Origin of the sequence: Vibrio neptunius (assembly GCF_000967495.1) — a bacterium.
GTDB classification, from domain to species: domain Bacteria; phylum Pseudomonadota; class Gammaproteobacteria; order Enterobacterales; family Vibrionaceae; genus Vibrio; species Vibrio neptunius.
Map to the genome: position 1 here is coordinate 1 of NZ_JXXU01000060.1, position 21,998 is coordinate 21,998.

The window sequence follows — 21,998 nt, forward strand, 5'->3', positions numbered from 1 at the left end:
CCTTCGTCGCTCTATGGAATGACGTAACACTCCCTTCGTCGCTCTATGGAATGACGTAACACTCCCTTCGTCGTTCTATGGAGTAGTACTGTAGATTTACAAGACATACTCCAAACATGAAGAGGATGTTAGTCCATATCAATCTTAACGCCACTGAGTGAACCGGAGCTAGACACATCACCACGTTGTGTTTTAAGCATTAGGCGCAAATCATTGGCAGAGTCTGCACTGTGCAGCGCATCTTCTTCAGTAATTTTATCATTTACTACCAGTTGATAAAGCGCCTGATCAAACGTCTGCATACCCATTTCCTGAGATTTCGCCATGGTGGATTTGAGTTCATGCAAGTCCCCGCGGCGAATAAGATCCGATACCCGTGGACTGTTAATTAAGACTTCAAATACACCATGACGACCTTGGCCGTTTTTATCTCGAATCAACTGCTGGCCGATAACACCTTTAAGGTTCATGGAGAGATCAAACAGGAACTGCTCTTTTTGCTCTTTTGGCACCAAATGCAGGATCCTTTCTAAAGCTTGATTAGCATTATTAGCATGCAACGTCGCCATACACAGGTGTCCCGTTTCGGCGAATGTCATCGCGTATTCCATGGTCTCTCGCGAGCGGATCTCACCGATCAAGATCATATCAGGAGCCTGACGCAATGAGTTCTTCAGTGCGACTTCATAACTTTCCGTGTCTAAGCCAACCTCACGTTGTGTGACGATGCACTTCTGATGCTCGTGGACAAACTCAATCGGGTCTTCAACTGTCAGAATATGGCCGCTGCGCTCAGTATTTCGATAACCCGTCATCGCTGCCATTGTTGTGGATTTACCGGAACCTGTGGCACCCACAACCAACACCAAGCCGCGCTTAGCGATGGAAAGATCTTTCAGAATGTCGGGCAGTTTTAGATCATCAAATGTGGGTATGGTGGTTTCGATTCTACGAATCACCGCACCGGGTAACTCACGCTGGTAGAAAGCTGACACACGAAAGCGACCAAAATCCCGCACTACGGCAAAGTTCGCTTCTCGACTGTGGCGATAGTCACTCTGGCGCTCTTCATCCATGGTGCTGTGGAGTAGCATCAGCACTTCGGCTTCCGATAAGCTCTCTCCATGCGGTTTCAGCTCACCATCAACACGATAAAGTATCGGCGCACCAACAGTGATGTATAAGTCTGACGCTTTCTCAGTCAGCATGCCTTGCAGATAAGCATTGATATCCATCATGACCTCTCTCAGAACAGACCTTGCTCAACTTCAATTTTCTTCGACACCTCTTCTGCATCAACCAGACCTTGAGCAATCAACTGTTTGGAATGCTGCTCCATGGTTTGCATACCATGCGCCGCACCAGTCTGAATCACAGACTGCATTTGCGCGACTTTGTCTTCGCGGATCAGATTACGAATAGCAGGCGTTGCCATCATGATTTCATGACAAGCGGTTCTCCCGCCGCCAATGCGCTTGAGTAATTTCTGCGCAATCACCGCACGCAGAGACTCAGAGAGCATGGAACGCACCATGCCTTTGTCGCTACCCGGGAAAACATCAATGATCCGATCGATCGTTTTCGCCGCCGAACTGGTGTGCAAAGTACCAAATACCAAGTGGCCAGTTTCAGCAGCGGTCAGCGCTAGACTGATCGTTTCCTGATCACGTAGCTCACCGACTAAAATGACATCGGGATCTTCACGCAATGCACTGCGCAGCGCGTTATTAAAACTATGGGTATCATTGTGAACTTCACGCTGGTTGATCAGACATTTGTTATTGGTGTGCACAAACTCAATCGGATCTTCAATAGTCAGAATATGTTTGTTGTGGTTACGATTAATATGATCCACCATTGCCGCCAGAGTCGTCGATTTACCTGAGCCCGTTGGCCCAGTGACCAAGATTAATCCTTTTTCCATATTGGCGATATTTTCAAAGATCGACGGCGCTGCTAGCTGCTCTAAAGTCGGAATATCGGTTGGAATGGTACGAAACACGGCCGCACAACCACGAGATTGGTTAAACGCGTTGACCCTAAAGCGGCCTACGTCAGGAAGTGCAAAAGAAAAGTCGACTTCGAGACGTTCTTCAAATTCGCTACGCTGAGCATCGTTCATAATTTCAAACACCAAACGATGCACTTCAGAATGGTTGAACGCTGGTACGCCAAGCTTTCTTACTTCACCATCAATGCGTACCATAGGAGATACACCAGCAGAAAGATGTAGATCTGAAGCATTATGCTTTACACTAAAATCCAGTAATTCAGCGATATCCATTTAAAATCCTTAATAAAGTTAGCTATGAGTAGTATTCAACAAAATATTGAACAGATCACCTCACAGATTGAAGCGGCACAACAAAAGTGTGGACGCCCTCTAGGCTCAGTGCAACTTCTGGCGGTGAGTAAAACCAAACCGTTCGACGCGATTTTAGAAGCAGCTCGTGCTGATCAGGTCGCCTTTGGCGAGAATTACGTACAGGAAGGCGTTGATAAAGTTGCGTATTTCGCTGAAAACCACCCTGAACTAGCCCTAGAATGGCACTTTATTGGTCCAATTCAGTCCAATAAAACACGCCATGTCGCGGAAAGCTTTGCCTGGGTGCATACTGTTGATCGCGCTAAGATTGCGCAGAGACTCAATGATCAAAGGCCTCAACAAATGGCGCCGCTACAGGTGCTTATTCAGGTCAATACCAGCAGTGAAAGCTCTAAATCTGGCGCCAGTGATGACGAAATCTATGCTTTGGCAGAGTTGATTTCTTCTTTGCCAAACCTCACGTTAAGAGGATTGATGTCTATCCCGGCCAACGTTTCAGACTATCAGTCGCAACTTGCAGCCTTTAACCATTTGGCAGAACTGAAAAACCGATTGGCGCAACGTTACCCAGAGCTCAATCTCGACACACTTTCGATGGGCATGAGTGGCGATATGGAAGCCGCAATTGAAGCGGGAACGACGATGGTCCGAATCGGAACCGCTATTTTCGGTGCTCGCGACTACAGCAATAAAGCTTAATCAGCAATAACAGGAAGAACACAATCAATGGAACACAAGAAAATTGCCTTTATCGGCGCAGGCAACATGGTCAAGGCTATCGTCTCTGGTTTAGTGTCAGGCGGTTATCCTGCTGACATGCTCACGGCGACAGCCCCATCTGAGACACGACGCCTACCGTTGGAGCAAGATTATTCCATTAAGACCACCAGCGACAATATAGCCGCTGCCAGCGAGGCTGAGGTGGTCGTCCTTTCTGTGAAACCACAAATGATGGAAGAGGTATGTAAACCGCTTCAATCCATCGACTGGTCAGGCAAATTGGTCATTTCTATTGCCGCAGGGATAAGTAGCCAGCGCCTATGTGAAATGCTGAATCACAACCTAAACATCGTTCGCGTTATGCCAAACACGCCATCTCAGCTTGGTTTGGGCATGAGTGGCCTGTATGCTCCAGCGCACGTTTCACAACAAGATAAAGCCTTTTCAGCTGAACTAATGGAGTCATGCGGCAAAGTTTGCTGGGTAGAGCAAGAATCCGGCATCAACAGCATCATTGCAGCTGCTGGCAGCGCTCCGGCTTACTTCTTCCGCTTTATGGAAGCGATGCAAGCTGAAGCCATTGCCCAAGGGTTTGATAAAGAGACAGCCCGCCTGTTAGTGCAGCAATCAGCTTTAGGAGCCGCCAGTATGGTCGTCGGCAATCCAGAAACAGAACTATCAACACTGCGCGAAAACGTCACCTCAAAAGGTGGTACAACGGCGGAAGCGTTACGCACATTCAACGAACACCAACTTTCAGATATAGTAGCAAAAGCGATGCAAGCCGCAGTAGCTCGTGCTGAAGAAATGGAAAAACAGTTTTAATTAGATTGAGCCTTGGCTCTACGAACAAAGGGTAACCTATGAATTCAATGAATTTTCTGATTTCCACCCTGTTTGATCTCTACATCATGGTGGTGATCTTGCGGATTTGGCTGCAAGCTGCGCGAGCAGATTTCTACAACCCATTCTCACAGTTTATCGTCAAAGCAACTCAACCCGTTGTTGCACCACTGCGCAGAGTTGTCCCTTCGATAGGCAGCATTGATTTGGCAACAGTACTGTTTGCTTATGTGCTATGTGTGCTGAAATTTGTCACTCTGATCTTGGTTGCCTCAGGTGGCTCGGTGTCATTCAGTGCAGAATTCTTCTTCCTTGGCCTGCTATCACTGATTAAAGCGGCAGGTGGCTTGCTGTTCTGGGTACTGCTTATCCGAGCCATCCTAAGCTGGGTCAGCCAAGGCCGCAGCCCGATTGAATATGTCTTTCATCAGCTTACAGAGCCTATGTTAGCGCCTATCCGCCGCGTAATTCCAGCAATGGGTGGGTTTGACCTTAGCGTACTGGTTCTATTTATTGGCCTTCAGTTCGCGAACTTCCTGATGGGTGACATGATTGGGCCTATCTGGTTCCAGCTATAATGGCCAAAGCCGTTTGGTTAGAAGGTGATGATCTGCTACTCAGGCTCTACATTCAGCCCAAGGCGAGCAGAGATAGGCTGATTGGGCTGCATGGTGATGAAATCAAAATCGCAATTACCGCCCCACCTGTAGACGGAAAAGCCAACGCTCACTTGAGCAAATATCTGTCCAAACAGTTCAAAGTCGCCAAAGGGCTAATCACCATAGAGAAAGGGGAACTAGGGCGACATAAACAAGTCCGAATCCAGTCCCCGGCTCATATACCCGAAACAATAAAGGCCATCTTGTGATGGCCTTTTTAATAACTACTATTGTTTTTGTTAAATTAAATTAAATTTAATTTAATAGAAAAATAACCACATACTGTTCAAAAATAAAATACTTAAAAACGTAAAGCCTTCAGCTTGCTCTATGATTTTTATTCATAAAGATTGGGTTCAGAATGCAACCAATCACTCAAGCTGGGTAGAGTTCTAATCAAAATGCTTAGCAAGGGAGCTATATCTTTTGGCATCAAAACTAAAATATCTTATTCCACTGTTAGTACTCATGCTTGGCTCCGCTTACATGAATGCCTACAACGAAGTGGGTGATAGCATTGAAATTACTATTGCATTTATTAGCCCCCTATTGGCCTATGTAGCTATCGCTGCGCTCATAGCAAAATTTCAAGGCTTAGAACTATTTAGCTCAAACTTCATCAAGTATTTCTCTGTTGCACTTATCGCCACAACGATTGCAGAGACTGCTTACCCCGCTTTTATCTATCGAGATCAAACCGTTCCATCTGACCTGTGGACGATTTTCTCAATACAACTTTTGTTTAACATTTACATTGTAAGAGTAATAAAAAATGACCAGTCTAATTAAAGAATTAAGCCCGGCAGGCCCACTCCTCACTCTCTTGCTAAAAATGAAAAAGCAGGTAGATTCCAAATCCGGCGCTAACAGAACATACAAAGAACTATACCCAATCTTAGAAGAGCTATTAGCAAAGGGTTATAGTTTCGAGTCAAGAGAGATACAAGCAGTTGTTGCACTTCTGGCAGAAATGCCCGCTTGGGGAGCTCGACGAGAAAAGTTTAAAAAGTTTTATTTACAGAATGAACTCGGCTTAAGAAAGCTCCCACGAGAGCCTGCTCGTATTCAAGGTGGCATGTGGCATTAATTAAATCATTGATAAAAAGTCACTAATTGATATCAGATTACAAAGTGGCGGCTACCTCTATCTTGGAGTCTTGTCAGCGCTTACAAGTTTGATCTCCCCGAAGGGCAGACTTAGTCTATTCTTAGAAATACATCCGCAAGCCACTTCACTATGAATACTAAGACATCTTGACCCTACGAAAATCCTTGGATATGCAACGATTAAGCAAATCATCACATATGCTCACTTGGCGCCTAATTACTTACAAACTGCTCTTAAAACTAATCCATTAGTAATGGTCCACAAATTAACTACTTTTACTGTTTAGATTCGAATATTGTAAATACAAATCGCTCTACAATCCCTTATACAGCCTAGAAAACCCTTATTTTACGGTCGATGCAAGCATTATTCTGATGGCCTTTTTCATTCGAATCACGAAAAGCACACTCTCAATACTTCACATCAAAAGCACAGCATAAATCGCCATTGGTCATCTAAAAACCTTCACAGAGTGAGGATCCAAACGTATGATCAGGCGTAAAAACAACAAGTATGTAGCGATATCATTTACGCTGCTCTTTTCCTCTGTAGTAAGCCATTAAGGAAGCATCATGAAAAAATGGATCACGTTAGCGCTGGCCAGTCTTTTAGCTCTACCCGCATGGGCAGGTCAGTTTAAAACCATCAAAGATGTCGAAGTTCACTACTCCGCGTTTAACTCCACGTTCCTAACCCCGCAAGTCGCGCGTAGCTATGAGCTGAAACGAAACGGCTACTCTGCAATCATTAATATCAGCGTGTTAGACAATTATCAGGCTGGTAAGCCAGCGATTACCGCTAAAGTTAGTGGCAGCGCGAAAAACTTAATCGGCCAAACTAAGACACTTGAGTTTCGCGAAGTAAAAGAAGGCTCTGCGATTTATTACCTCGCTGAATTCCCTATTTCGGAAGAGGAAAACCTAACATTCAATATCGATGTTAATGCTGGTAATAAAGGTACGGGCAGATTAAAGTTCACCCAAAAATTTTATGTGGAAGAGTAACGGCTAAATGCCCTTCTCAATATAGGCACAAATAAGATTATGAATGCACAAAAAATTGTCCTAGCGACAGGTAATCAGGGCAAGGTTCGTGAGATGGCCGATCTGCTGGCAGATTTTGGTTTCGATGTCGTAGCACAAAGCGAATTTAATGTCTCAGAAGTTGCTGAAACTGGCACAACATTTATTGAAAACGCCATCATTAAGGCGCGTCATGCAGCGAAAGAAACTGGATTGGCGGCCATTGCCGACGATTCAGGTCTTGAAGTTGACTTCCTGAATGGGGCCCCAGGCATCTACTCTGCACGTTATGCCGGAGAAGGCGCGAGTGACCAGCAAAACCTAGAAAAACTGCTGGATGCAATGCAGGGCGTTCCGCAGGAGCAACGTACCGCACGCTTCCATTGTGTATTAGTCCTGATGCGTCACGAATTAGATCCAACGCCGATCGTCTGCCACGGTAAGTGGGAAGGCCGTATTCTGACTGAAGCTCAGGGCGACAATGGTTTTGGTTACGATCCGGTTTTCTTTGTTCCAGAAGATAACTGTGCTTCAGCAGAGCTTGAACCAACACGTAAAAAGCAACTTTCTCACCGTGGTAAAGCGCTTAAGCAGCTGTTTGCGACACTTTCTGAGCAGCAATAATGAGCCAATTGATTCCACCAGCGCTGAGTCTTTATGTCCACATCCCTTGGTGTGTACAAAAATGCCCGTATTGCGACTTTAATTCGCACGCGTTAAAAGCGGACATCCCAGAGCAAGAGTACATCGCTGCTCTGCTGGAGGACCTTGATACTGATGTCGAGCGTTATCAGCTTAAAACTAACCCACGGGCACTCCACTCCATATTTATCGGTGGAGGAACCCCAAGTCTCATCTCAGCGCAAGGAATCGCTGATTTACTTGCTGGCATAGAAAAAAGAATCGCGTTTAAAGACGAGATTGAAATCACCATGGAAGCGAATCCAGGCACGATTGAAGCGGAGCGCTTCGCTGGGTACCGTAAAGCTGGTGTGACGAGAATTTCGATTGGTGTGCAGAGCTTCGAACAGCAGAAGCTCGAACGTCTTGGGCGCATCCATGGTCAAGATGAAGCCGTCAATGCCGCGAAACTGGCGCACAAGATTGGTTTAAATAGCTTTAATCTTGATTTAATGCACGGTCTACCGGACCAAACCGTAGAGCAAGCCCTCGCGGATCTGGAGAAGGCGATTGAGCTTAACCCGCCACATCTTTCGTGGTATCAGCTCACTATTGAACCTAACACCATGTTTCACTACAAGCCACCTGTTCTACCCGACGATGATGACTTGTGGGACATTTTTGAACTCGGCCACCAAAAGCTGTCTGAAGCGGGTTACGTTCAGTACGAAATCTCCGGCTACAGCAAGCCAGAATATCAATGCCAACATAATCTCAACTATTGGCGTTTTGGTGACTATCTCGGCATTGGTTGTGGCTCGCATGGCAAACTCAGTTTCGCTGATGGACGGATCATCCGTACGACCAAGGTCAAGCACCCGAGAGGCTATCTGGCAGCCTATCAGAATATGGTGAAACCCTACCTAGATAGTGAAGCCGATGTCGCTAGCGAAGATCGCCCTTTCGAATTCTTTATGAACCGGTTCCGTTTGATGGAAGCCTGTCCTAAGCAAGACTTCTTAGATACAACTGGCTTGGGTTTTGAATCGATTCAGGAAACCATCGACTGGGCGAAAGAGATGCAATACCTCAGTGAGTCTGATACGCATTGGCAAATCACAGAAAAAGGAAAGCTGTTCCTCAATGATTTGCTCGAAGCCTTTATGGCGGAAGAGTAGAGCGTAAATAGGAGACGAGAGACGGGAACGGACTTCGTCCTATGGAGAGTGAGAGCATTTATAGGGTTGGCATTTTGCGCCAACCCTTTATTTTTTGTCATCCTCAGAGCAAGGGACGAATGAGTTGGGGATCTCTTGAAGCGAATCGAACTCTCAATGAGATTCCCTACTCGCTCCTTCGTCACTCTATGGAATGACCGATTAATAGCACGGAGATGCTCTCGAAGGGCGAAGCCCGATCTCGAAGCAAAGCGTTCCGAGGATCTCTAAAAAATCGATCGCCCAATGCGCTCTGCTAACAGTTCTAGTGCTTTGGTTCCTGCTAACGAGTTACCTGAAGGGTCGAGCTCTGGAGACCAAACCGCAATCGTCATCTCCCCCGGTACGATAGCAATAATCCCGCCACCAACACCAGACTTACCTGGCATACCGACTCGGTAGGCGAATTCACCAGCGCCATCATACAAACCACACGTTGCCAGCAAAGCGTTAAGCTGCTTGGTTTGGGTAGGCGTCACCACAGGCTTACCTGTTTGAACTGAAGTGCCTTTGTTAGCCAGATAGCTGAATGTTTTCGCTAAATCGACGCAGCTCATCTTCAAAGCACATGCATGAAAATAGTTATTCAGTACTGGTATAACATCATTGTCAAAGTTGCCAAAAGAGCGCATCAGATAAGCAATTGCCGCGTTGCGATCGCTGTGCATCATCTCAGATGCAGCGACTATTTTGTCATAACAGATATGAGTATCGCCCGAAAGTTGACGGACAAATTCTAGCAAGCGTTGTCTCGGTGCGGACAAGCGGCTTTGCAGCAAATCAGCAACCACTATTGCCCCAGCATTAATGAAAGGGTTCCGTGGAATGCCCTGCTCCATCTCAAGCTGAATAAGAGAGTTAAATGCCTGACCAGAAGGTTCCTTACCTACCCGCGCCCATATCTCATTAGGGGTATATAAGCCCATTGCTAACGTCAAACTCAACGCTTTAGAAATGGACTGAATAGAAAAAGGCTCGTCGGCATCACCGGCTTTGATCACTTCTCCCTTATTGGTAAAGACAGCTATTGCTAGTTTATTAGCCGGTACTTTTGCCAACGCTGGAATATAATCGGCTACTTTTCCCTGACCGATAAGCGGCCTGACCTCTTGCAGGATGTCGGCTAAAATTTCTTTTGTCGGTTTCATTACTTACCTATCTTTCAAAGGCTTATTATTTTTCTTGTAGGGTCAAAAAAGCCAACATCAAAAATGTTGGCCTTCTCATTCGCTTTTATTTAGCGGTGACTTAGCTAACACGCTTAAACTTAATGTCCCATACTCCGTGACCTAAACGGTGACCACGTGCTTCAAACTTGGTCAGAGGACGATCTTCCGGACGTGGAACAAAGTCACCATCCTCAGCGATGTTCTCATATCCAGGCGCTTGATTCATCACTTCAATCATATGCTCTGCGTAATTTTCCCAGTCTGTCGCCATATGGAAGATGCCATCATCAACCTTCAGTTTCTGGCGTACCATCTCAGCAAAGTCTAGCTGCACAATACGGCGCTTGTGGTGGCGCTTCTTGTGCCATGGGTCTGGGAAGAATAATTGCAGTGTTGCTAGGCTGCTGTCTGGGATCATGTGGGCAAATACTTCAACCGCATCGTGACACATCACTCGCAGATTGGTCAGGCCAGCTTCACGTGCATCAGCAAGACACGCACCCACACCGGGGCTGTGAACTTCTATACCAAGGAAGTTCTTCTCAGGCGCATTCTTAGCCATCTCAACCAGTGATGCCCCCATACCGAAACCAATTTCCAGTACCACAGGGTTGTCGTTGCCAAACACTTCTTTCCAATCAAGAAGCTTTTCTTGGTAATCAATACCCATAGTCGGCCAGCATTCATTCATTGCGCTTTCCTGACCTTTGGTCAAACGGCCTTCACGACGCACAAAGCTGCGCACTTTGCGTATCAATTTACCGTCTTCATTGTATTCGTTAGTGGTCACTTCACTCATGATTCTGCCTGTCTAAAAATTGCTCTCGACTTAAAGGGATTGTGATTATCCAAAGAATCGACACTGGTGCAAGTATTTTAGGTCATTTCTCGCAGAATAAACCCTTACTCTTTATCGGTTGTACTTTAGACAGTTTATGTGGTGCAATTTTAGCTCACTCAACAAATATAATATTACAGAGCAAGTCGTGACTCCTTTTGCTAAAGCCATCTTAGAATGGTACGAAGACTACGGAAGAAAAAGCCTTCCGTGGCAACAAGATAAAACCGCGTATAGCGTTTGGTTATCTGAGATCATGCTTCAGCAGACTCAGGTCACTACCGTTATCCCTTATTACCAGCGCTTTCTCGAACGCTTCCCGACTGTCGTCGACCTTGCCAATGCAGAACAAGATGAAGTGCTTCACCTATGGACAGGGCTCGGCTACTACGCGCGAGCACGTAACTTACATAAAGCCGCGAAGATCGTTGCAGAGCAGTATCAGGGGGAGTTTCCTCTCGATATTGAACAGATGAACGCCCTACCGGGTATAGGCCGTTCTACCGCAGCGGCGGTGTTGTCATCTGTCTATAAACAGCCACACGCAATTTTAGACGGCAATGTGAAGCGCACACTAGCGCGCAGTTTTGCTGTTGAAGGCTGGCCGGGACAAAAGAAAGTCGAAAATCAGCTTTGGCAGCATGCTGAAGCACATACTCCCGATACCGATGTCGATAAGTACAATCAGGCAATGATGGATATGGGAGCCATGGTGTGCACTCGCAGCAAGCCCAAGTGTACACTGTGCCCAGTATCTTCCTTTTGTACCGCCTACAAACAAGGTAACCCTCTTGATTACCCAGGAAAAAAGCCGAAAAAAGAAAAACCTGTCAAAGAAACCTGGTTTATTATGCTGCATCACCAAGGGCATGTATGGCTGGAGCAACGTCCACAATCAGGGATCTGGGGCGGGCTATTCTGCTTTCCAGAACATTTTGAAGCACAACTCGATCATCAACTGACAATACGTGGTGTTCTTGACCAAGACATTCAACGCCATGAAACGTTGATTGCTTTTCGCCACACCTTTAGCCACTACCACCTCGATATCACACCAATTTTGGTAGACCTATCAAAGCAACCTGATGTGGTGATGGAAGCAAACAAAGGTCTTTGGTATAACTTATCGCAACCTGAAGAGATAGGTTTAGCCGCTCCGGTAAAACAACTACTGGAAAGCCTGCCTTTCGAACTTCAACATTAATTTAACTCTAAGGAGTCGTTATGAGCCGCACTGTATTTTGTGCTCGACTGAAAAAAGACGCAGAAGGTCTGGACTTTCAACTGTACCCTGGTGAACTAGGTAAGCGTATTTTTGACAATATTTCTAAACAAGCTTGGGCAGAGTGGCAACACAAGCAAACGATGCTGATCAACGAGAAAAAGCTCAACATGATGGTTCCTGAGCACCGTAAGTTAATCGAAACCGAAATGGTCAACTTCCTGTTTGAAGGTAAAGATGTACATATCGAAGGCTACACGCCACCAAGCGAATAAAATTTGCCCTACAGGTCAAGGATAGAGAGAATGACATCATTGCGCTGCTTTGATGTCATTTTTTTAGGAGAAATATGAATAAGTTAGCTTACTTTTTTCTGGCAATGGCGCTTACGGGTTGTAGCCGTGAGTTCATTGAAAATATCTACGATGTGAACTTTGAACCAACCAATCGCTTTGCCAAAAACTTAGCCGAGCTACCAGGTCAGTTTCAGAAAGATACGGCGGCACTCGATGCCTTGATCAGTAGCTTCTCAGGCAACATTGCAAAGCGTTGGGGACGCGGAGAAATAAAATTTGCAGGTAAAAGCAACTACGTCAAATACATCGACAACTACCTAAGTCGTTCAGAAGTCAATTTTGATAAGGGCACCATTATTATCGAAACCGTTTCACCAACCGATCCAAAAGGGCATCTGAAAAACGCGATAGTGACCACACTGCTAACCCCCGATGACCCAGCAAACGTAGACTTATTCTCCTCCAAAGACATCAAGCTTGAAGGCCAACCGTTTCTTTATCGTCAGGTCGTCGACCAAGATAACAAGCCGATTCAGTGGTCGTGGCGAGCAAACCGATTTGCCGATTACCTAATTGCCAATAAGCTCAAAGTCAAAAACGTCGACTTCAAAAAAGCCTATTACGTTGAAATTCCGATGGTTGAGGAACAATTTGAGATACGCAGCTATAAGTATGCTGATATCGTTCAAAGAGCTTCACGCCGCTATGGTATTCCGGAAGATCTGATCTATGCGATTATCAAAACAGAAAGTAGTTTTAACCCATATGCTGTAAGCTGGGCCAACGCCTACGGGCTTATGCAGGTTGTACCTAAAACCGCAGGGCGTGATGTGTTTAAGTTGGTGAAGAAGAAGTCTGGTCAGCCATCCCCTGAATACCTGTTTAATCCAGAAAACAACATAGATACTGGTACCGCTTATTTCTACATTCTGAAGAATCGTTATCTCAAAGATGTTCGCCATCCGACGTCTCTCGAATACAGCATGATCTCTGCTTACAACGGGGGGACTGGCGGTGTGCTCAATACTTTCAATCGTAATGATAGAAAACGAGCAATGCGCGACCTTAACTCTCTAAAGCCAAATCAGGTTTATTGGGCATTGACGAAAAAACATCCAAACGCAGAAGCGCGCCGTTATCTCGAAAAAGTAACAAAATTTAAAAAGGATTTTAACGCTGGTAAATCATAAGCACTAAAAACGCCTAAATTATCGGCACTCAACCACTTTTTTGAATTTTTTTCTAAAAACAAGTTGACGGCAAGACGGAAAATCCGTTTAATAGCGCTCCGTTGCCCGGATAGCTCAGTCGGTAGAGCAGAGGATTGAAAATCCTCGTGTCGGTGGTTCGATTCCGCCTCCGGGCACCACAATTTCTTTATTGTTGGTGCCTAGCACGAACAATTAGTAAAAGAATAAAGTGTGCCGACTTAGCTCAGTAGGTAGAGCAACTGACTTGTAATCAGTAGGTCACCAGTTCGATTCCGGTAGTCGGCACCATTCTTTTGCCTCGATAGCTCAGTCGGTAGAGCAGAGGATTGAAAATCCTCGTGTCGGTGGTTCGATTCCGCCTCGAGGCACCATTATTTGGTGCTTATCTGATAAGATAACACAAATAATTCCCCCTTAGTTCAGTTGGTAGAACGGCGGACTGTTAATCCGTATGTCGCAGGTTCGAGTCCCGCAGGGGGAGCCACTTTCAAGAAGCCAAGTCGAAAGACTTGGCTTTTTTTGTTTTTCACTGCGCCTTACTTGTTCCAAGTAAATGTCTCAGAGCTGGCCGCCCGCGTTGAGTCCCGCAGGGGGAGCCATATTAGAAAAAGCCTCATCACAATGATGAGGCTTTTTCGTATCTAGTGCTCCTGCTTTGTTCCAAAGCAATGTCTCAGAGCTCGTCGGCTACATGCTGCTAGTCGACTGCGTCTACTTCCAACCCTCAATCGATTCAACGTTTAAAAACCTCACTGGCACCTTTCTCATAGCATCTCAACTATTTACGGAACTTTGATTTTATTCTCACTGCTCGAAGATAATCTCCCACTAAACCTTTAGGCGTAAATAGCAGGCAGTCGTACTGATTCAGGCTGCTATAGTCGATCCAAAATACGCAGAAAATTGGGTTCAGTTTGCCAATATCCAGAAAAACCGGCTGAACTAGTTCAGGACTAGACACTAATTCGCCTCTTAAACAACTGAAAAGTACCCTTTAAGGTATGTTTTTTGGCTATCTGAATACATTATTCCCTACTCTATCGGGTAGAACTTCTGTTGCTGGCTATACATTTATTATCCGAAATGAGCAAAAACAGCCCATTAAGTATAGAAAAACAACAAACGATATTTTTTTTGCAATTTAATGTTGACCTCTAAGGCGAAAAGCCTTTTAATACACCTCGTTGCCCGGATAGCTCAGTCGGTAGAGCAGAGGATTGAAAATCCTCGTGTCGGTGGTTCGATTCCGCCTCCGGGCACCACAATTTATTAATTGTTGGTGCTTAGCACGAACAATAGTTAAAGAATAAGGTGTGCCGACTTAGCTCAGTAGGTAGAGCAACTGACTTGTAATCAGTAGGTCACCAGTTCGATTCCGGTAGTCGGCACCATTTCTTTAAACGAATAATTCCCCCTTAGTTCAGTTGGTAGAACGGCGGACTGTTAATCCGTATGTCGCAGGTTCGAGTCCCGCAGGGGGAGCCACATTCAATCAGTAAGCGAAAGCTTATTGATGAAAAAAGGCGCCGACTTAGCTCAGTAGGTAGAGCAACTGACTTGTAATCAGTAGGTCACCAGTTCGATTCCGGTAGTCGGCACCATTATTCCCCCTTAGTTCAGTTGGTAGAACGGCGGACTGTTAATCCGTATGTCGCAGGTTCGAGTCCCGCAGGGGGAGCCATATTAGAAAAAGCCTCATCAGAAGATGAGGCTTTTTCGTATCTAGTGCTCCTGCTTTGTTCCAAAGCAATGTCTCAGACCTAGCCGGCCGCGTTGAGTCCCGCAGGGGGAGCTATTTTCAAAAAGCCAAGTCGAAAGACTTGGCTTTTTCCGTTGTTGCGTAACGACCCATTTGTTGAGCTCGTGGTCTCGATAATCGCCACTAGTATTAAATACTCAGATGATACGCATGCATAAGAGCAACAATCTCCACATCTCTTGGTTTGTCTAAACAATACATTCGTCGACCCTCTGATCTTATAAGCTCATTAATTCGTCGTTTTACTTGTTTAAACTACCAGTACTGGCACTTTACACTTAGCACAAAAAAGCCCCAGTCGATGACTGAGGCTGCTGTAGATAGATATCAGACCAGATTAAACTTTTACGCCCGCTTTCTCATTGAGCTGCTCCACTTCTTTGTCCAATGACTCTAGCTTGTCTTTCATCTGTTCTCGACAAAGAGTAGAAAGTTCGCGAATACTCTCTTTCCCGTACCCTTCGGTAATAATGGGTGGCAGCATCTCAACAATAACATGTCCATTATTCCAACGATTGATCTTAAGCCCATCGGTCGAGCTGCATACAATTGGAATAATGGGTAGTTGAGCACCAATCGCTGCATGGAAGGCACCTGTTTTAAAAGGTAGTAAGCCACGACCACGTGAACGCGTGCCTTCAGGGAACATCCAGACGGATACATCACTCTGATTCATGCTATCCACAACCTGATCGATAGTCCCCTTCGCCTTTGAGCGGTTCGCACGGTCAATCAGAATATTACCTGTTAACCAGTAAAGTTGGCCAAACAATGGCATCCACGCCAAGCTCTTCTTGCCTACTGTGACAACTTTTGGCGTCACAGCAGAAGAAACGGTAAACAAATCCCAGTTGTTCTGATGGTTGGCAATATATATATGCTGCCCACGTTTGTATGCATCTTCTGGTAAGCGCAGTTCTAGTGTGATGCCAAATACACGTGACATCTTGCCAAATAGGCGCCCAAAGGTAAAAACGTGTTTAGGGTTACGCGGGCTCAGCAAACAATAGCCACACCCAAACACAAACATCACAATTGCAAAAATCGCGACAGCGAACACACGTAGTAGTGCAATCATTAGTTGTTCTCCAAGAACAAAGTAGTCAATAAGATTTGCCCATGACTCTAACTGATCTAACGCTTATAAAAAAGCCGAAACTCTCGTTTCGGCTTACAAATGTTAGCTGAACTTAGTTAGAGTCCCGAAATCGTTCTATATTGGCACCGAGAGCAGACAATTTATCTTCGATTTTATCGTAGCCGCGATCGATATGATAAATACGATCAACAATCGTCTCACCATTCGCAATACAGCCTGCGATAACCAAGCTCGCTGAAGCACGCAAATCCGTCGCCATGACTTGCGCACCGCTGAGTTCTTCTACATCACCACAAATCACAGTGTTGCCTTCGATTTCAGCTTTAGCCCCCATACGCATTAGTTCAGGTACATGCATAAAACGGTTCTCAAAAATAGTTTCTGTGATCACACCACCGCCTTTAGCCATTAAATTCAGTAGAGTGAACTGAGCTTGCATGTCTGTTGGAAAACCTGGGTGCGGCGCTGTACGTACTGTCACCGCTTTCAGTTCTCGGTCTGTCATATCAACTGAAATCCAGTCTTCACCAGTGTCCACTTTGGCACCAGCTTCTTCCAACTTAGCCAACACAGCTTCAAGGAGTTGAGCCTTAGTATTGCGACACACAACTTTACCGCCTGAAACGGCCGCGGCAACAAGGAAAGTTCCTGTCTCAATGCGGTCAGCAACAACAGCATGTTGCCCACCACCTAGACGTTCAACCCCTTCAATGGTGATCGTATCAGTACCAGCACCAGAAATTTTAGCACCAAGCGTATTCAGGAACTCAGCCGTATCAACAATTTCAGGCTCTCGCGCCGCATTGTCAAGTACCGTGGTACCTTCGGCTAACGTAGCTGCACACATAATCGTGATGGTTGCGCCAACGCTGACTTTATCCATCACAATGTGCGCACCTTTCAGACGACCATCCACACTAGCTTTAACGTAACCATCTTCCAGTATGATCGTGGCACCTAGCTGCTCTAGCCCATGGATATGCAGATCCACAGGACGTGCACCAATAGCACAACCGCCAGGTAAAGATACTTGACCTTGACCAAAACGCGCCACCAATGGACCCAATGCCCAGATAGATGCACGCATCGTTTTCACTAAATCATAAGGAGCGCAATATTCATTAATACTGCTCGGGTCAACATGTACAGAACCATTACGTTCTACTTTAGCACCTAAACGCTTGAGCAATTCCATCGTCGTATCAATATCACGTAGATGCGGAACGTTCGCGACTTCAACGGGCTCTTCTGCCAATATAGAGGCGAAAAGAATTGGCAATGCTGCGTTTTTCGCACCAGAGATAGTGACTTCACCAACCAGAGGTTGTTTTGACCCTTTTACTCTAAACTTATCCATCATTAACCCTTACAGTGACATCAACTTCTTATCACGTGCCCACTCTTCTGGTGAGTAAGCTTTAATGGAAACGGCATGGATGTCATTTCTTTGGATATATTCCATCAATGGAGCGTAAATCATTTGTTGCTTCTTAACGCGGCTCATTCCTTCGAAGCTAGCATCAACAGCGACCACTTCGTAATGGCTGCCTTCACCTTTAACGTGTAACTCTTCTAGGCTAAGTGCTTCTTCTAAAATCTGTTGTACTTTTGCGCTATCCACAATTTACCCCTGTTTAATTCTTTAAATGCCCATCGATAAGCTCTTCGATATTACTCAACTGAAATAAAGTTAGCAGTTGTTTTGGCACGAAGCTGAGCATTATATGACAGTTTTGCTTTTTTGCATGCTCTAATAGATGAATTAGCATCACCATACCCGCTGAATCAACTCTTTCAATCTTTTCTAAGCTGATTTCAATCGTCGAGCTGGTTGTTTTCCAGTTGCATAAAGAGCGCCATAGGGCAGGTACTGACTCTCTATCTAGCGACCCAGTAATTTGGTATTGGCTGTCAGACAAACGTAACCACTGCTCAGTGCTCATTGTGCTTTACCTTCAAAACGAATTGGCTTCGCCGCGAGATCTTCTAAATCTTTTGCTACTGCAAGAATGCCTTCCTGACGTAATTTCCCACTCCATTCAGACTGTTTGCTTGACAATAGGCTAATGCCCTCAGCGATCATATCAAACGCCTTCCATTCACCAGTCTTTTTATCCTTCCGGAGTTTAAACTCAAGTTTGATGTTTGGACGTGGTGCATCAATGATTTCAACTTTCACGCCAGCAATGCTTTTCTTCGGACTGGACTTTGGTTCTGGGCCAAACTCGATATCTTGGTCAGTGTACTGAGTTAGTACCTGAGCATACGAACTGACAAGATAAGCTCGAAATGCTTCAATGAACGTACCAACATCCTCTCGCTTTGCCCCTTTCAAGTTAGGACCTAAAAGCTTAAGTGCTGCATACTTTTCATTGACGTATGGCATCAGCTCCTCCTCAACAATCACTTTGAGGTAATCCGGATCCTGATGTACTTTATCTTGCTCAGCTTTCAGTCTGGCAAATGCCTGCTCAGACACCTGTTTCATCATCTGGTAAGGCTGGGTTTTATCTATTTGAGCCGCCCAAGCGGTGCTCGACAAAGCAAATGTCACTAAAGTAAGTACTAACTTTTTCAGCATGATTATTCCTCTTCTTTAGCCGAATCAGAACCGCCAACGCTGTACAGCACCTGGCCGATCAAGTCTTCTAACACTAGAGCGGATTTAGTGTCTTCAATATAGTCACCTTCCACCAGCATTTGCTCGTCATCAAAAACAAAGCCCGGCGTTAAACCAATGTACTGCTCGCCAATAAGGCCAGAAGTTAAAATCTTAACGCTGGAAGTTTCTGGAAATTGGTCAAATTGACTGTTAATCGCCATCGTCACGACAGGTAACAAGTTTTCAGTATCTAACCCAATGTCCGTCACTCGCCCAATAACAACACCACCCACTTTCACTGGCGAGCGGACTTTAAGACTGCCGATATTGTCGAACTCTGCTTTCAGTGAGTAAGTATCATTTGAGCCAATGCCCTTTACGTCAGCGACTTGAAAAATCATCACTAGAATTGCGCAAATTCCAGCAAGGACAAAGCTGCCGACCCATAATTCAGTTTTTCTTGTTTGTTGCATACTTAGTTCCCAAACATCAATGCAGTCAGTACAAAGTCTAAGCCTAGTACCGCCAATGAAGAGTGTACGACAGTGCGTGTCGTTGCACGGCTAATACCTTCCGAAGTGGGAATGGCATCGTAACCGTTAAACAGTGCTATCCAAGTTACGGCAATGGCAAACACTAGACTCTTAATCATGCTGTTACCAATATCTTGCCCCAATTCAACAGAAGCTTGCATGGCTGACCAAAAGCTACCGTGGTCAATACCTTTCCAATCAACCCCCACTAACTGGCCACCCCAAATACCGATAGCCATAAAAATCATGGCTAGCATTGGCATAGAAATTACACCAGCCCAAAAACGCGGTGCTATCACTCGTTTTAATGGGTCGATGGCCATCATTTCCATACTGGACAGCTGCTCTGTGGCTTTCATTAGGCCAATTTCAGCCGTCAATGCAGAACCCGCTCGCCCAGCAAATAGCAATGCTGTTACCACAGGCCCCAGTTCCCGCAGGAGTGACAAGGCTACCATCTGGCCCAAGGCGCCTTCAGCGCCAAAATCGACCAAGATGACGTAACCCTGTAGGCTCAATACCATGCCAATAAATAAGCCAGACAGTACAATAATGATCAGAGACTGAACGCCAACGCTGTAGAGTTGTTTTACCAGCAAAGGGAAGTTTTGGATTGGACGTGGACGAGAAGCTAGCGCACCAAGGAGCATTAAGCTAGCACGGCCAAACGACTCACAAACACCCATCGCTCTGCGTCCTGTTGATGCGACAAAATTCGCGAAGCCAGAAACCATCAGAATAGCTCCTTCTCTATAGACTGAGCTGGATAACGAAATGGTACAGGGCCATCCGCGTCTCCTTTGAGAAATTGTTGAACCTGTGGATCAGGGTTATCACGCAGGGCTTGTGGCGACCCTTTAGCTATAATTTTACCGTTAGCCAGAATATAGACCCAATCGGCGATACTCATCACTTCAGGCACATCATGAGAAACAACGATAGAAGTCACACCGAGTGCTTGATTAAGGTTACGTATCAGCTCCACCAACACTCCCATAGTGATCGGATCTTGCCCCACAAAAGGCTCATCGTACATAATCAGTTCTGGGTCAAGGGCGATGGCACGGGCTAGTGCGGCTCGACGAGCCATTCCACCCGACAACTCACTTGGCATCAACTGAGAAGCCCCACGAAGCCCCACCGCCTCTAATTTGAGTAGTACTAAGGTTCGAATAAATCTTTCATTTAAGTCGGTATGCTCACGAAGTGGAAAGGCAACATTGTCAAACACGTTAAGATCAGTGAACAAGGCTCCAGATTGGAATAACATGCTCATTTTCTTACGCTCTTTGTACAATTTTTTGCGGCTGAGTGACGGAATATTCTTACCATCAAACCACACCTCACCTCGCTCTGGATAAATCTGACCACCAATCAGACGGAGTAACGTCGTCTTGCCTATACCTGAAGGCCCCATAATGGCGGTGACCTTACCTTTTGGCACCTGTAAGCTAATATCATCAAATATCTTCCTTTCCCCACGGGAAAAAGTCAGATTTTTAATGGTTACGAGATCTACTGAGGACATGTTGGACCCTGACTTAGCGCTTAGAATGGGCAATCATAAGCACATTGTGTGAAAATTAAAAGCACTGTTCAATTAAATATGGTAGACCTGTTAATATTAGAAGTCGGTTTCATTGTAGCCACATATAATCGCCATCAATTTAAATAGTTAATAATTAATTGCTTCCCTTTTCGCCCCTAAACCGTCAAAATTAACGGTTAAATTTGTCCCGTTGTACACAAAATTAAGGATCATCATGTTTGAAGCCATTGCGTTTCTAGTCGTAGGATTAGTCATTCTGGTATGGAGTGCAGATAAGCTTGTTTTTGGCGCCGCGGCTCTAGCCCGAAATGTCGGAATATCTCCACTGGTGATCGGTATGACCATTCTAGCAATGGGCTCTTCAGCACCTGAAATGATGGTATCAGCAACCGCCGCTCTTGATGGAAAAACCGATACTGCGGTAGGCAATGTTTTAGGCTCTAATATTGCCAACATTGCGCTGATTCTTGGCATCACAGCGATGATCAAACCTCTCTCAATCAGCTCAGCAGTATTACGCCGAGAACTACCACTTATGATTGGCGTAACGATTTTGGCTGGTATCTTACTGTGGGACAGCCACTTAGGTTTTTACGAAGGCGTACTTCTTTTCGTTCTGTTTGCGGCCTTTATTATCGCTATGCTGCGCATCAGCAAAAAGGAGAAAAAAGCGGGCAGTGATGATCCGCTATTAGTAGAACAAGAGTCAGAAATACCAGAAGGCGTCAGTAATGGTAAAGCAGCAATATGGGTTGTGATTGGTTTGGTACTCCTGCCGGTCGCCGCAGATACGCTCGTGACCAACGCTGTATTTATCGCCCAATACTACGGTATGAGTGATCTTGTTATCGGCTTAACCATCATTGCTGTAGGTACCAGTTTACCAGAACTCGCAGCTTCACTAGCGGGTGTCATGAAGGGCGAAGACGATATGGCCGTTGGCAATATCATTGGATCTAACGTATTCAATATTCTCGCAGTCATGGGCATTCCAGGCATCCTCAACCCTGCCACTCTTAGTGAATATGCAATGGGGCGAGACTTTTGGATAATGCTAGGCGTCTCATTGTTGTTGGTTGCAATGGCATTGGGTAAATCTCGTAGTATCAACCGAGCTGAAGGTGCTGTATTATTCTGCTGTTTTATTGCTTATCAAGGATATCTCATCCTGAACATGACAGCTTAACTTTATTTTTGCCTGCCG

General features: G+C 45.5%; 25 protein-coding genes and 9 tRNA genes. 22 read left to right on the top strand and 12 right to left on the bottom strand.

The genetic code is table 11. From position 1 onward, the window contains the following. Nucleotides 1–128 precede the first annotated feature (128 nt). Nucleotides 129–1,235 carry a PilT/PilU family type 4a pilus ATPase gene (locus TW84_RS19855; RefSeq protein ID WP_045977369.1) on the bottom strand — a complete coding sequence of 369 codons (1,107 nt, stop codon included), beginning with the start codon at nucleotides 1,233–1,235 and terminating at the stop codon, nucleotides 129–131. A gap of 11 nt (nucleotides 1,236–1,246) precedes the next feature. Further along, complete coding sequence (locus TW84_RS19860; protein WP_045977370.1) at nucleotides 1,247–2,284, bottom strand: type IV pilus twitching motility protein PilT; 1,038 nt, start codon at nucleotides 2,282–2,284, stop codon at nucleotides 1,247–1,249. Between the two features lie 24 nt (nucleotides 2,285–2,308). Here TW84_RS19860 and TW84_RS19865 point away from each other — a divergent pair, with 24 nt between their 5' ends. The 9 genes from TW84_RS19865 (at nucleotide 2,309) to hemW (ending at nucleotide 8,477) form a co-directional block, all read left to right on the top strand. Then, nucleotides 2,309–3,025, top strand: coding sequence for a YggS family pyridoxal phosphate-dependent enzyme (locus TW84_RS19865; RefSeq protein ID WP_045977371.1), 717 nt, complete (start codon nucleotides 2,309–2,311; stop codon nucleotides 3,023–3,025). A gap of 27 nt (nucleotides 3,026–3,052) precedes the next feature. Further along, nucleotides 3,053–3,871 (top strand): pyrroline-5-carboxylate reductase, encoded by an 819-nt coding sequence (gene proC, locus TW84_RS19870; RefSeq protein WP_045977372.1) that lies wholly within the window; start codon nucleotides 3,053–3,055, stop codon nucleotides 3,869–3,871. A 38-nt stretch (nucleotides 3,872–3,909) separates the two neighbouring features. Then, nucleotides 3,910–4,467, top strand: coding sequence for a YggT family protein (locus TW84_RS19875; protein ID WP_045977373.1), 558 nt, complete (start codon nucleotides 3,910–3,912; stop codon nucleotides 4,465–4,467). Then, on the top strand, nucleotides 4,467–4,757 hold the full coding sequence (gene yggU, locus TW84_RS19880; protein ID WP_045977374.1) for a DUF167 family protein YggU: 291 nt from the start codon (nucleotides 4,467–4,469) through the stop codon (nucleotides 4,755–4,757). The genes TW84_RS19875 and yggU overlap by 1 nt, the downstream gene beginning before the upstream one ends. 217 nt (nucleotides 4,758–4,974) lie before the next feature. Continuing rightward, nucleotides 4,975–5,337, top strand: a complete 363-nt coding sequence (locus TW84_RS19885) for a hypothetical protein (RefSeq protein ID WP_045977375.1) — start codon at nucleotides 4,975–4,977, stop codon at nucleotides 5,335–5,337. Next, nucleotides 5,321–5,635 carry a hypothetical protein gene (locus TW84_RS19890; protein WP_045977376.1) on the top strand — a complete coding sequence of 105 codons (315 nt, stop codon included), beginning with the start codon at nucleotides 5,321–5,323 and terminating at the stop codon, nucleotides 5,633–5,635. The genes TW84_RS19885 and TW84_RS19890 overlap by 17 nt, the downstream gene beginning before the upstream one ends. A gap of 593 nt (nucleotides 5,636–6,228) precedes the next feature. Beyond that, on the top strand, nucleotides 6,229–6,660 hold the full coding sequence (locus TW84_RS19895) for a DUF4426 domain-containing protein (RefSeq protein WP_045977377.1): 432 nt from the start codon (nucleotides 6,229–6,231) through the stop codon (nucleotides 6,658–6,660). Between the two features lie 39 nt (nucleotides 6,661–6,699). Further along, a complete protein-coding gene (locus tag TW84_RS19900) occupies nucleotides 6,700–7,302 on the top strand; it encodes an XTP/dITP diphosphatase (protein WP_045977378.1) in 603 nt (200 codons plus the stop codon). Further along, nucleotides 7,302–8,477 (top strand): radical SAM family heme chaperone HemW, encoded by a 1,176-nt coding sequence (hemW, locus tag TW84_RS19905; protein ID WP_045977379.1) that lies wholly within the window; start codon nucleotides 7,302–7,304, stop codon nucleotides 8,475–8,477. The genes TW84_RS19900 and hemW overlap by 1 nt, the downstream gene beginning before the upstream one ends. Before the next feature lie 266 nt (nucleotides 8,478–8,743). Here the strand turns inward: hemW and glsB are convergent, their stop codons facing one another. Together glsB and trmB are read right to left on the bottom strand one after the other, a co-directional pair. Further along, complete coding sequence (gene glsB / locus TW84_RS19910; RefSeq protein WP_045977380.1) at nucleotides 8,744–9,664, bottom strand: glutaminase B; 921 nt, start codon at nucleotides 9,662–9,664, stop codon at nucleotides 8,744–8,746. 100 nt (nucleotides 9,665–9,764) lie between these two features. Further along, nucleotides 9,765–10,484 carry a tRNA (guanosine(46)-N7)-methyltransferase TrmB gene (trmB, locus tag TW84_RS19915; RefSeq protein WP_045977381.1) on the bottom strand — a complete coding sequence of 240 codons (720 nt, stop codon included), beginning with the start codon at nucleotides 10,482–10,484 and terminating at the stop codon, nucleotides 9,765–9,767. Nucleotides 10,485–10,671: 187 nt separating this feature from the next. On the opposite strand from trmB, the gene mutY reads away from it, so the two are divergent. The 12 genes from mutY to TW84_RS19975 all read left to right on the top strand — a co-directional run bounded on the left by mutY (nucleotide 10,672) and on the right by TW84_RS19975 (nucleotide 14,933). Then, nucleotides 10,672–11,727, top strand: a complete 1,056-nt coding sequence (gene mutY / locus TW84_RS19920) for an A/G-specific adenine glycosylase (protein ID WP_045977406.1) — start codon at nucleotides 10,672–10,674, stop codon at nucleotides 11,725–11,727. Between the two features lie 20 nt (nucleotides 11,728–11,747). Further along, nucleotides 11,748–12,020 carry an oxidative damage protection protein gene (locus TW84_RS19925; protein ID WP_045977382.1) on the top strand — a complete coding sequence of 91 codons (273 nt, stop codon included), beginning with the start codon at nucleotides 11,748–11,750 and terminating at the stop codon, nucleotides 12,018–12,020. A 74-nt stretch (nucleotides 12,021–12,094) separates the two neighbouring features. After that, nucleotides 12,095–13,231, top strand: coding sequence for a membrane-bound lytic murein transglycosylase MltC (mltC, locus tag TW84_RS19930; RefSeq protein WP_045977383.1), 1,137 nt, complete (start codon nucleotides 12,095–12,097; stop codon nucleotides 13,229–13,231). A gap of 103 nt (nucleotides 13,232–13,334) precedes the next feature. Then, a tRNA-Phe gene (locus TW84_RS19935) sits at nucleotides 13,335–13,410 on the top strand. 54 nt (nucleotides 13,411–13,464) lie between these two features. Then, nucleotides 13,465–13,540, top strand: a tRNA-Thr gene (locus TW84_RS19940). 7 nt (nucleotides 13,541–13,547) lie between these two features. Next, nucleotides 13,548–13,623 (top strand) — tRNA-Phe (locus TW84_RS19945). Nucleotides 13,624–13,660: 37 nt separating this feature from the next. Then, nucleotides 13,661–13,736, top strand: a tRNA-Asn gene (locus tag TW84_RS19950). Nucleotides 13,737–14,438: 702 nt separating this feature from the next. Continuing rightward, nucleotides 14,439–14,514 (top strand) — tRNA-Phe (locus TW84_RS19955). 53 nt (nucleotides 14,515–14,567) lie between these two features. Next, a tRNA-Thr gene (locus TW84_RS19960) sits at nucleotides 14,568–14,643 on the top strand. An 18-nt stretch (nucleotides 14,644–14,661) separates the two neighbouring features. After that, nucleotides 14,662–14,737, top strand: a tRNA-Asn gene (locus tag TW84_RS19965). Nucleotides 14,738–14,777: 40 nt separating this feature from the next. Then, nucleotides 14,778–14,853: transfer RNA gene (locus tag TW84_RS19970), tRNA-Thr, on the top strand. Nucleotides 14,854–14,857: 4 nt separating this feature from the next. Further along, nucleotides 14,858–14,933, top strand: a tRNA-Asn gene (locus TW84_RS19975). 415 nt (nucleotides 14,934–15,348) lie between these two features. On the opposite strand, the gene TW84_RS19980 is transcribed toward TW84_RS19975, so the two are convergent. The 8 genes from TW84_RS19980 to mlaF all read right to left on the bottom strand — a co-directional run bounded on the left by TW84_RS19980 (nucleotide 15,349) and on the right by mlaF (nucleotide 20,773). Beyond that, nucleotides 15,349–16,089 (bottom strand): 1-acylglycerol-3-phosphate O-acyltransferase, encoded by a 741-nt coding sequence (locus TW84_RS19980; RefSeq protein ID WP_045977384.1) that lies wholly within the window; start codon nucleotides 16,087–16,089, stop codon nucleotides 15,349–15,351. Between the two features lie 112 nt (nucleotides 16,090–16,201). Continuing rightward, nucleotides 16,202–17,467: a UDP-N-acetylglucosamine 1-carboxyvinyltransferase gene (murA, locus tag TW84_RS19985; protein ID WP_045977385.1), complete on the bottom strand. Its 1,266-nt coding sequence runs from the start codon at nucleotides 17,465–17,467 to the stop codon at nucleotides 16,202–16,204. Nucleotides 17,468–17,476: 9 nt separating this feature from the next. Next, nucleotides 17,477–17,731: a BolA family iron metabolism protein IbaG gene (ibaG, locus tag TW84_RS19990; RefSeq protein WP_045977386.1), complete on the bottom strand. Its 255-nt coding sequence runs from the start codon at nucleotides 17,729–17,731 to the stop codon at nucleotides 17,477–17,479. A 13-nt stretch (nucleotides 17,732–17,744) separates the two neighbouring features. Then, nucleotides 17,745–18,053, bottom strand: coding sequence for an STAS domain-containing protein (locus tag TW84_RS19995; protein ID WP_045977387.1), 309 nt, complete (start codon nucleotides 18,051–18,053; stop codon nucleotides 17,745–17,747). Continuing rightward, entirely contained in the window at nucleotides 18,050–18,691 is a 642-nt protein-coding gene (locus TW84_RS20000; protein ID WP_045977388.1) for an MlaC/ttg2D family ABC transporter substrate-binding protein, read from the bottom strand. Before TW84_RS20000 ends, TW84_RS19995 begins: the two co-directional genes overlap by 4 nt. A 2-nt stretch (nucleotides 18,692–18,693) precedes the next feature. Then, entirely contained in the window at nucleotides 18,694–19,185 is a 492-nt protein-coding gene (gene mlaD / locus TW84_RS20005) for an outer membrane lipid asymmetry maintenance protein MlaD (RefSeq protein ID WP_045977389.1), read from the bottom strand. A 2-nt stretch (nucleotides 19,186–19,187) separates the two neighbouring features. Then, entirely contained in the window at nucleotides 19,188–19,979 is a 792-nt protein-coding gene (gene mlaE / locus TW84_RS20010; RefSeq protein ID WP_045977390.1) for a lipid asymmetry maintenance ABC transporter permease subunit MlaE, read from the bottom strand. Further along, nucleotides 19,979–20,773, bottom strand: a complete 795-nt coding sequence (mlaF, locus tag TW84_RS20015; protein ID WP_045977391.1) for a phospholipid ABC transporter ATP-binding protein MlaF — start codon at nucleotides 20,771–20,773, stop codon at nucleotides 19,979–19,981. Before mlaF ends, mlaE begins: the two co-directional genes overlap by 1 nt. A gap of 235 nt (nucleotides 20,774–21,008) precedes the next feature. Between mlaF and TW84_RS20020 the strand changes: the two genes are divergently transcribed. Then, the gene (locus TW84_RS20020) at nucleotides 21,009–21,980 is read left to right on the top strand and encodes a calcium/sodium antiporter (RefSeq protein ID WP_045977392.1); all 972 of its coding nucleotides are present in this window, start codon (nucleotides 21,009–21,011) and stop codon (nucleotides 21,978–21,980) included. The last annotated feature ends 18 nt before the right edge of the window (nucleotides 21,981–21,998 follow it).

What these genes read in the sequence shown, in the direction of transcription:
- mlaF (WP_045977391.1), bottom strand. Translation starts at nt 20,773, where the DNA reads ATGTCCTCAGTAGATCTCGTAACCATTAAAAATCTGACTTTTTCCCGT.
- trmB (WP_045977381.1), bottom strand. Translation starts at nt 10,484, where the DNA reads ATGAGTGAAGTGACCACTAACGAATACAATGAAGACGGTAAATTGATA.
- TW84_RS19925 (WP_045977382.1), top strand. Translation starts at nt 11,748, where the DNA reads ATGAGCCGCACTGTATTTTGTGCTCGACTGAAAAAAGACGCAGAAGGT.
- TW84_RS20000 (WP_045977388.1), bottom strand. Translation starts at nt 18,691, where the DNA reads ATGCTGAAAAAGTTAGTACTTACTTTAGTGACATTTGCTTTGTCGAGC.
- yggU (WP_045977374.1), top strand. Translation starts at nt 4,467, where the DNA reads ATGGCCAAAGCCGTTTGGTTAGAAGGTGATGATCTGCTACTCAGGCTC.
- TW84_RS19895 (WP_045977377.1), top strand. Translation starts at nt 6,229, where the DNA reads ATGAAAAAATGGATCACGTTAGCGCTGGCCAGTCTTTTAGCTCTACCC.
- TW84_RS19855 (WP_045977369.1), bottom strand. Translation starts at nt 1,235, where the DNA reads ATGGATATCAATGCTTATCTGCAAGGCATGCTGACTGAGAAAGCGTCA.
- TW84_RS19995 (WP_045977387.1), bottom strand. Translation starts at nt 18,053, where the DNA reads ATGAGCACTGAGCAGTGGTTACGTTTGTCTGACAGCCAATACCAAATT.
- TW84_RS19865 (WP_045977371.1), top strand. Translation starts at nt 2,309, where the DNA reads ATGAGTAGTATTCAACAAAATATTGAACAGATCACCTCACAGATTGAA.
- TW84_RS19875 (WP_045977373.1), top strand. Translation starts at nt 3,910, where the DNA reads ATGAATTCAATGAATTTTCTGATTTCCACCCTGTTTGATCTCTACATC.
- TW84_RS20020 (WP_045977392.1), top strand. Translation starts at nt 21,009, where the DNA reads ATGTTTGAAGCCATTGCGTTTCTAGTCGTAGGATTAGTCATTCTGGTA.
- TW84_RS19980 (WP_045977384.1), bottom strand. Translation starts at nt 16,089, where the DNA reads ATGATTGCACTACTACGTGTGTTCGCTGTCGCGATTTTTGCAATTGTG.
- TW84_RS19860 (WP_045977370.1), bottom strand. Translation starts at nt 2,284, where the DNA reads ATGGATATCGCTGAATTACTGGATTTTAGTGTAAAGCATAATGCTTCA.
- mlaD (WP_045977389.1), bottom strand. Translation starts at nt 19,185, where the DNA reads ATGCAACAAACAAGAAAAACTGAATTATGGGTCGGCAGCTTTGTCCTT.
- hemW (WP_045977379.1), top strand. Translation starts at nt 7,302, where the DNA reads ATGAGCCAATTGATTCCACCAGCGCTGAGTCTTTATGTCCACATCCCT.
- mltC (WP_045977383.1), top strand. Translation starts at nt 12,095, where the DNA reads ATGAATAAGTTAGCTTACTTTTTTCTGGCAATGGCGCTTACGGGTTGT.
- TW84_RS19900 (WP_045977378.1), top strand. Translation starts at nt 6,700, where the DNA reads ATGAATGCACAAAAAATTGTCCTAGCGACAGGTAATCAGGGCAAGGTT.
- mlaE (WP_045977390.1), bottom strand. Translation starts at nt 19,979, where the DNA reads ATGGTTTCTGGCTTCGCGAATTTTGTCGCATCAACAGGACGCAGAGCG.
- glsB (WP_045977380.1), bottom strand. Translation starts at nt 9,664, where the DNA reads ATGAAACCGACAAAAGAAATTTTAGCCGACATCCTGCAAGAGGTCAGG.
- murA (WP_045977385.1), bottom strand. Translation starts at nt 17,467, where the DNA reads ATGGATAAGTTTAGAGTAAAAGGGTCAAAACAACCTCTGGTTGGTGAA.
- proC (WP_045977372.1), top strand. Translation starts at nt 3,053, where the DNA reads ATGGAACACAAGAAAATTGCCTTTATCGGCGCAGGCAACATGGTCAAG.
- TW84_RS19890 (WP_045977376.1), top strand. Translation starts at nt 5,321, where the DNA reads ATGACCAGTCTAATTAAAGAATTAAGCCCGGCAGGCCCACTCCTCACT.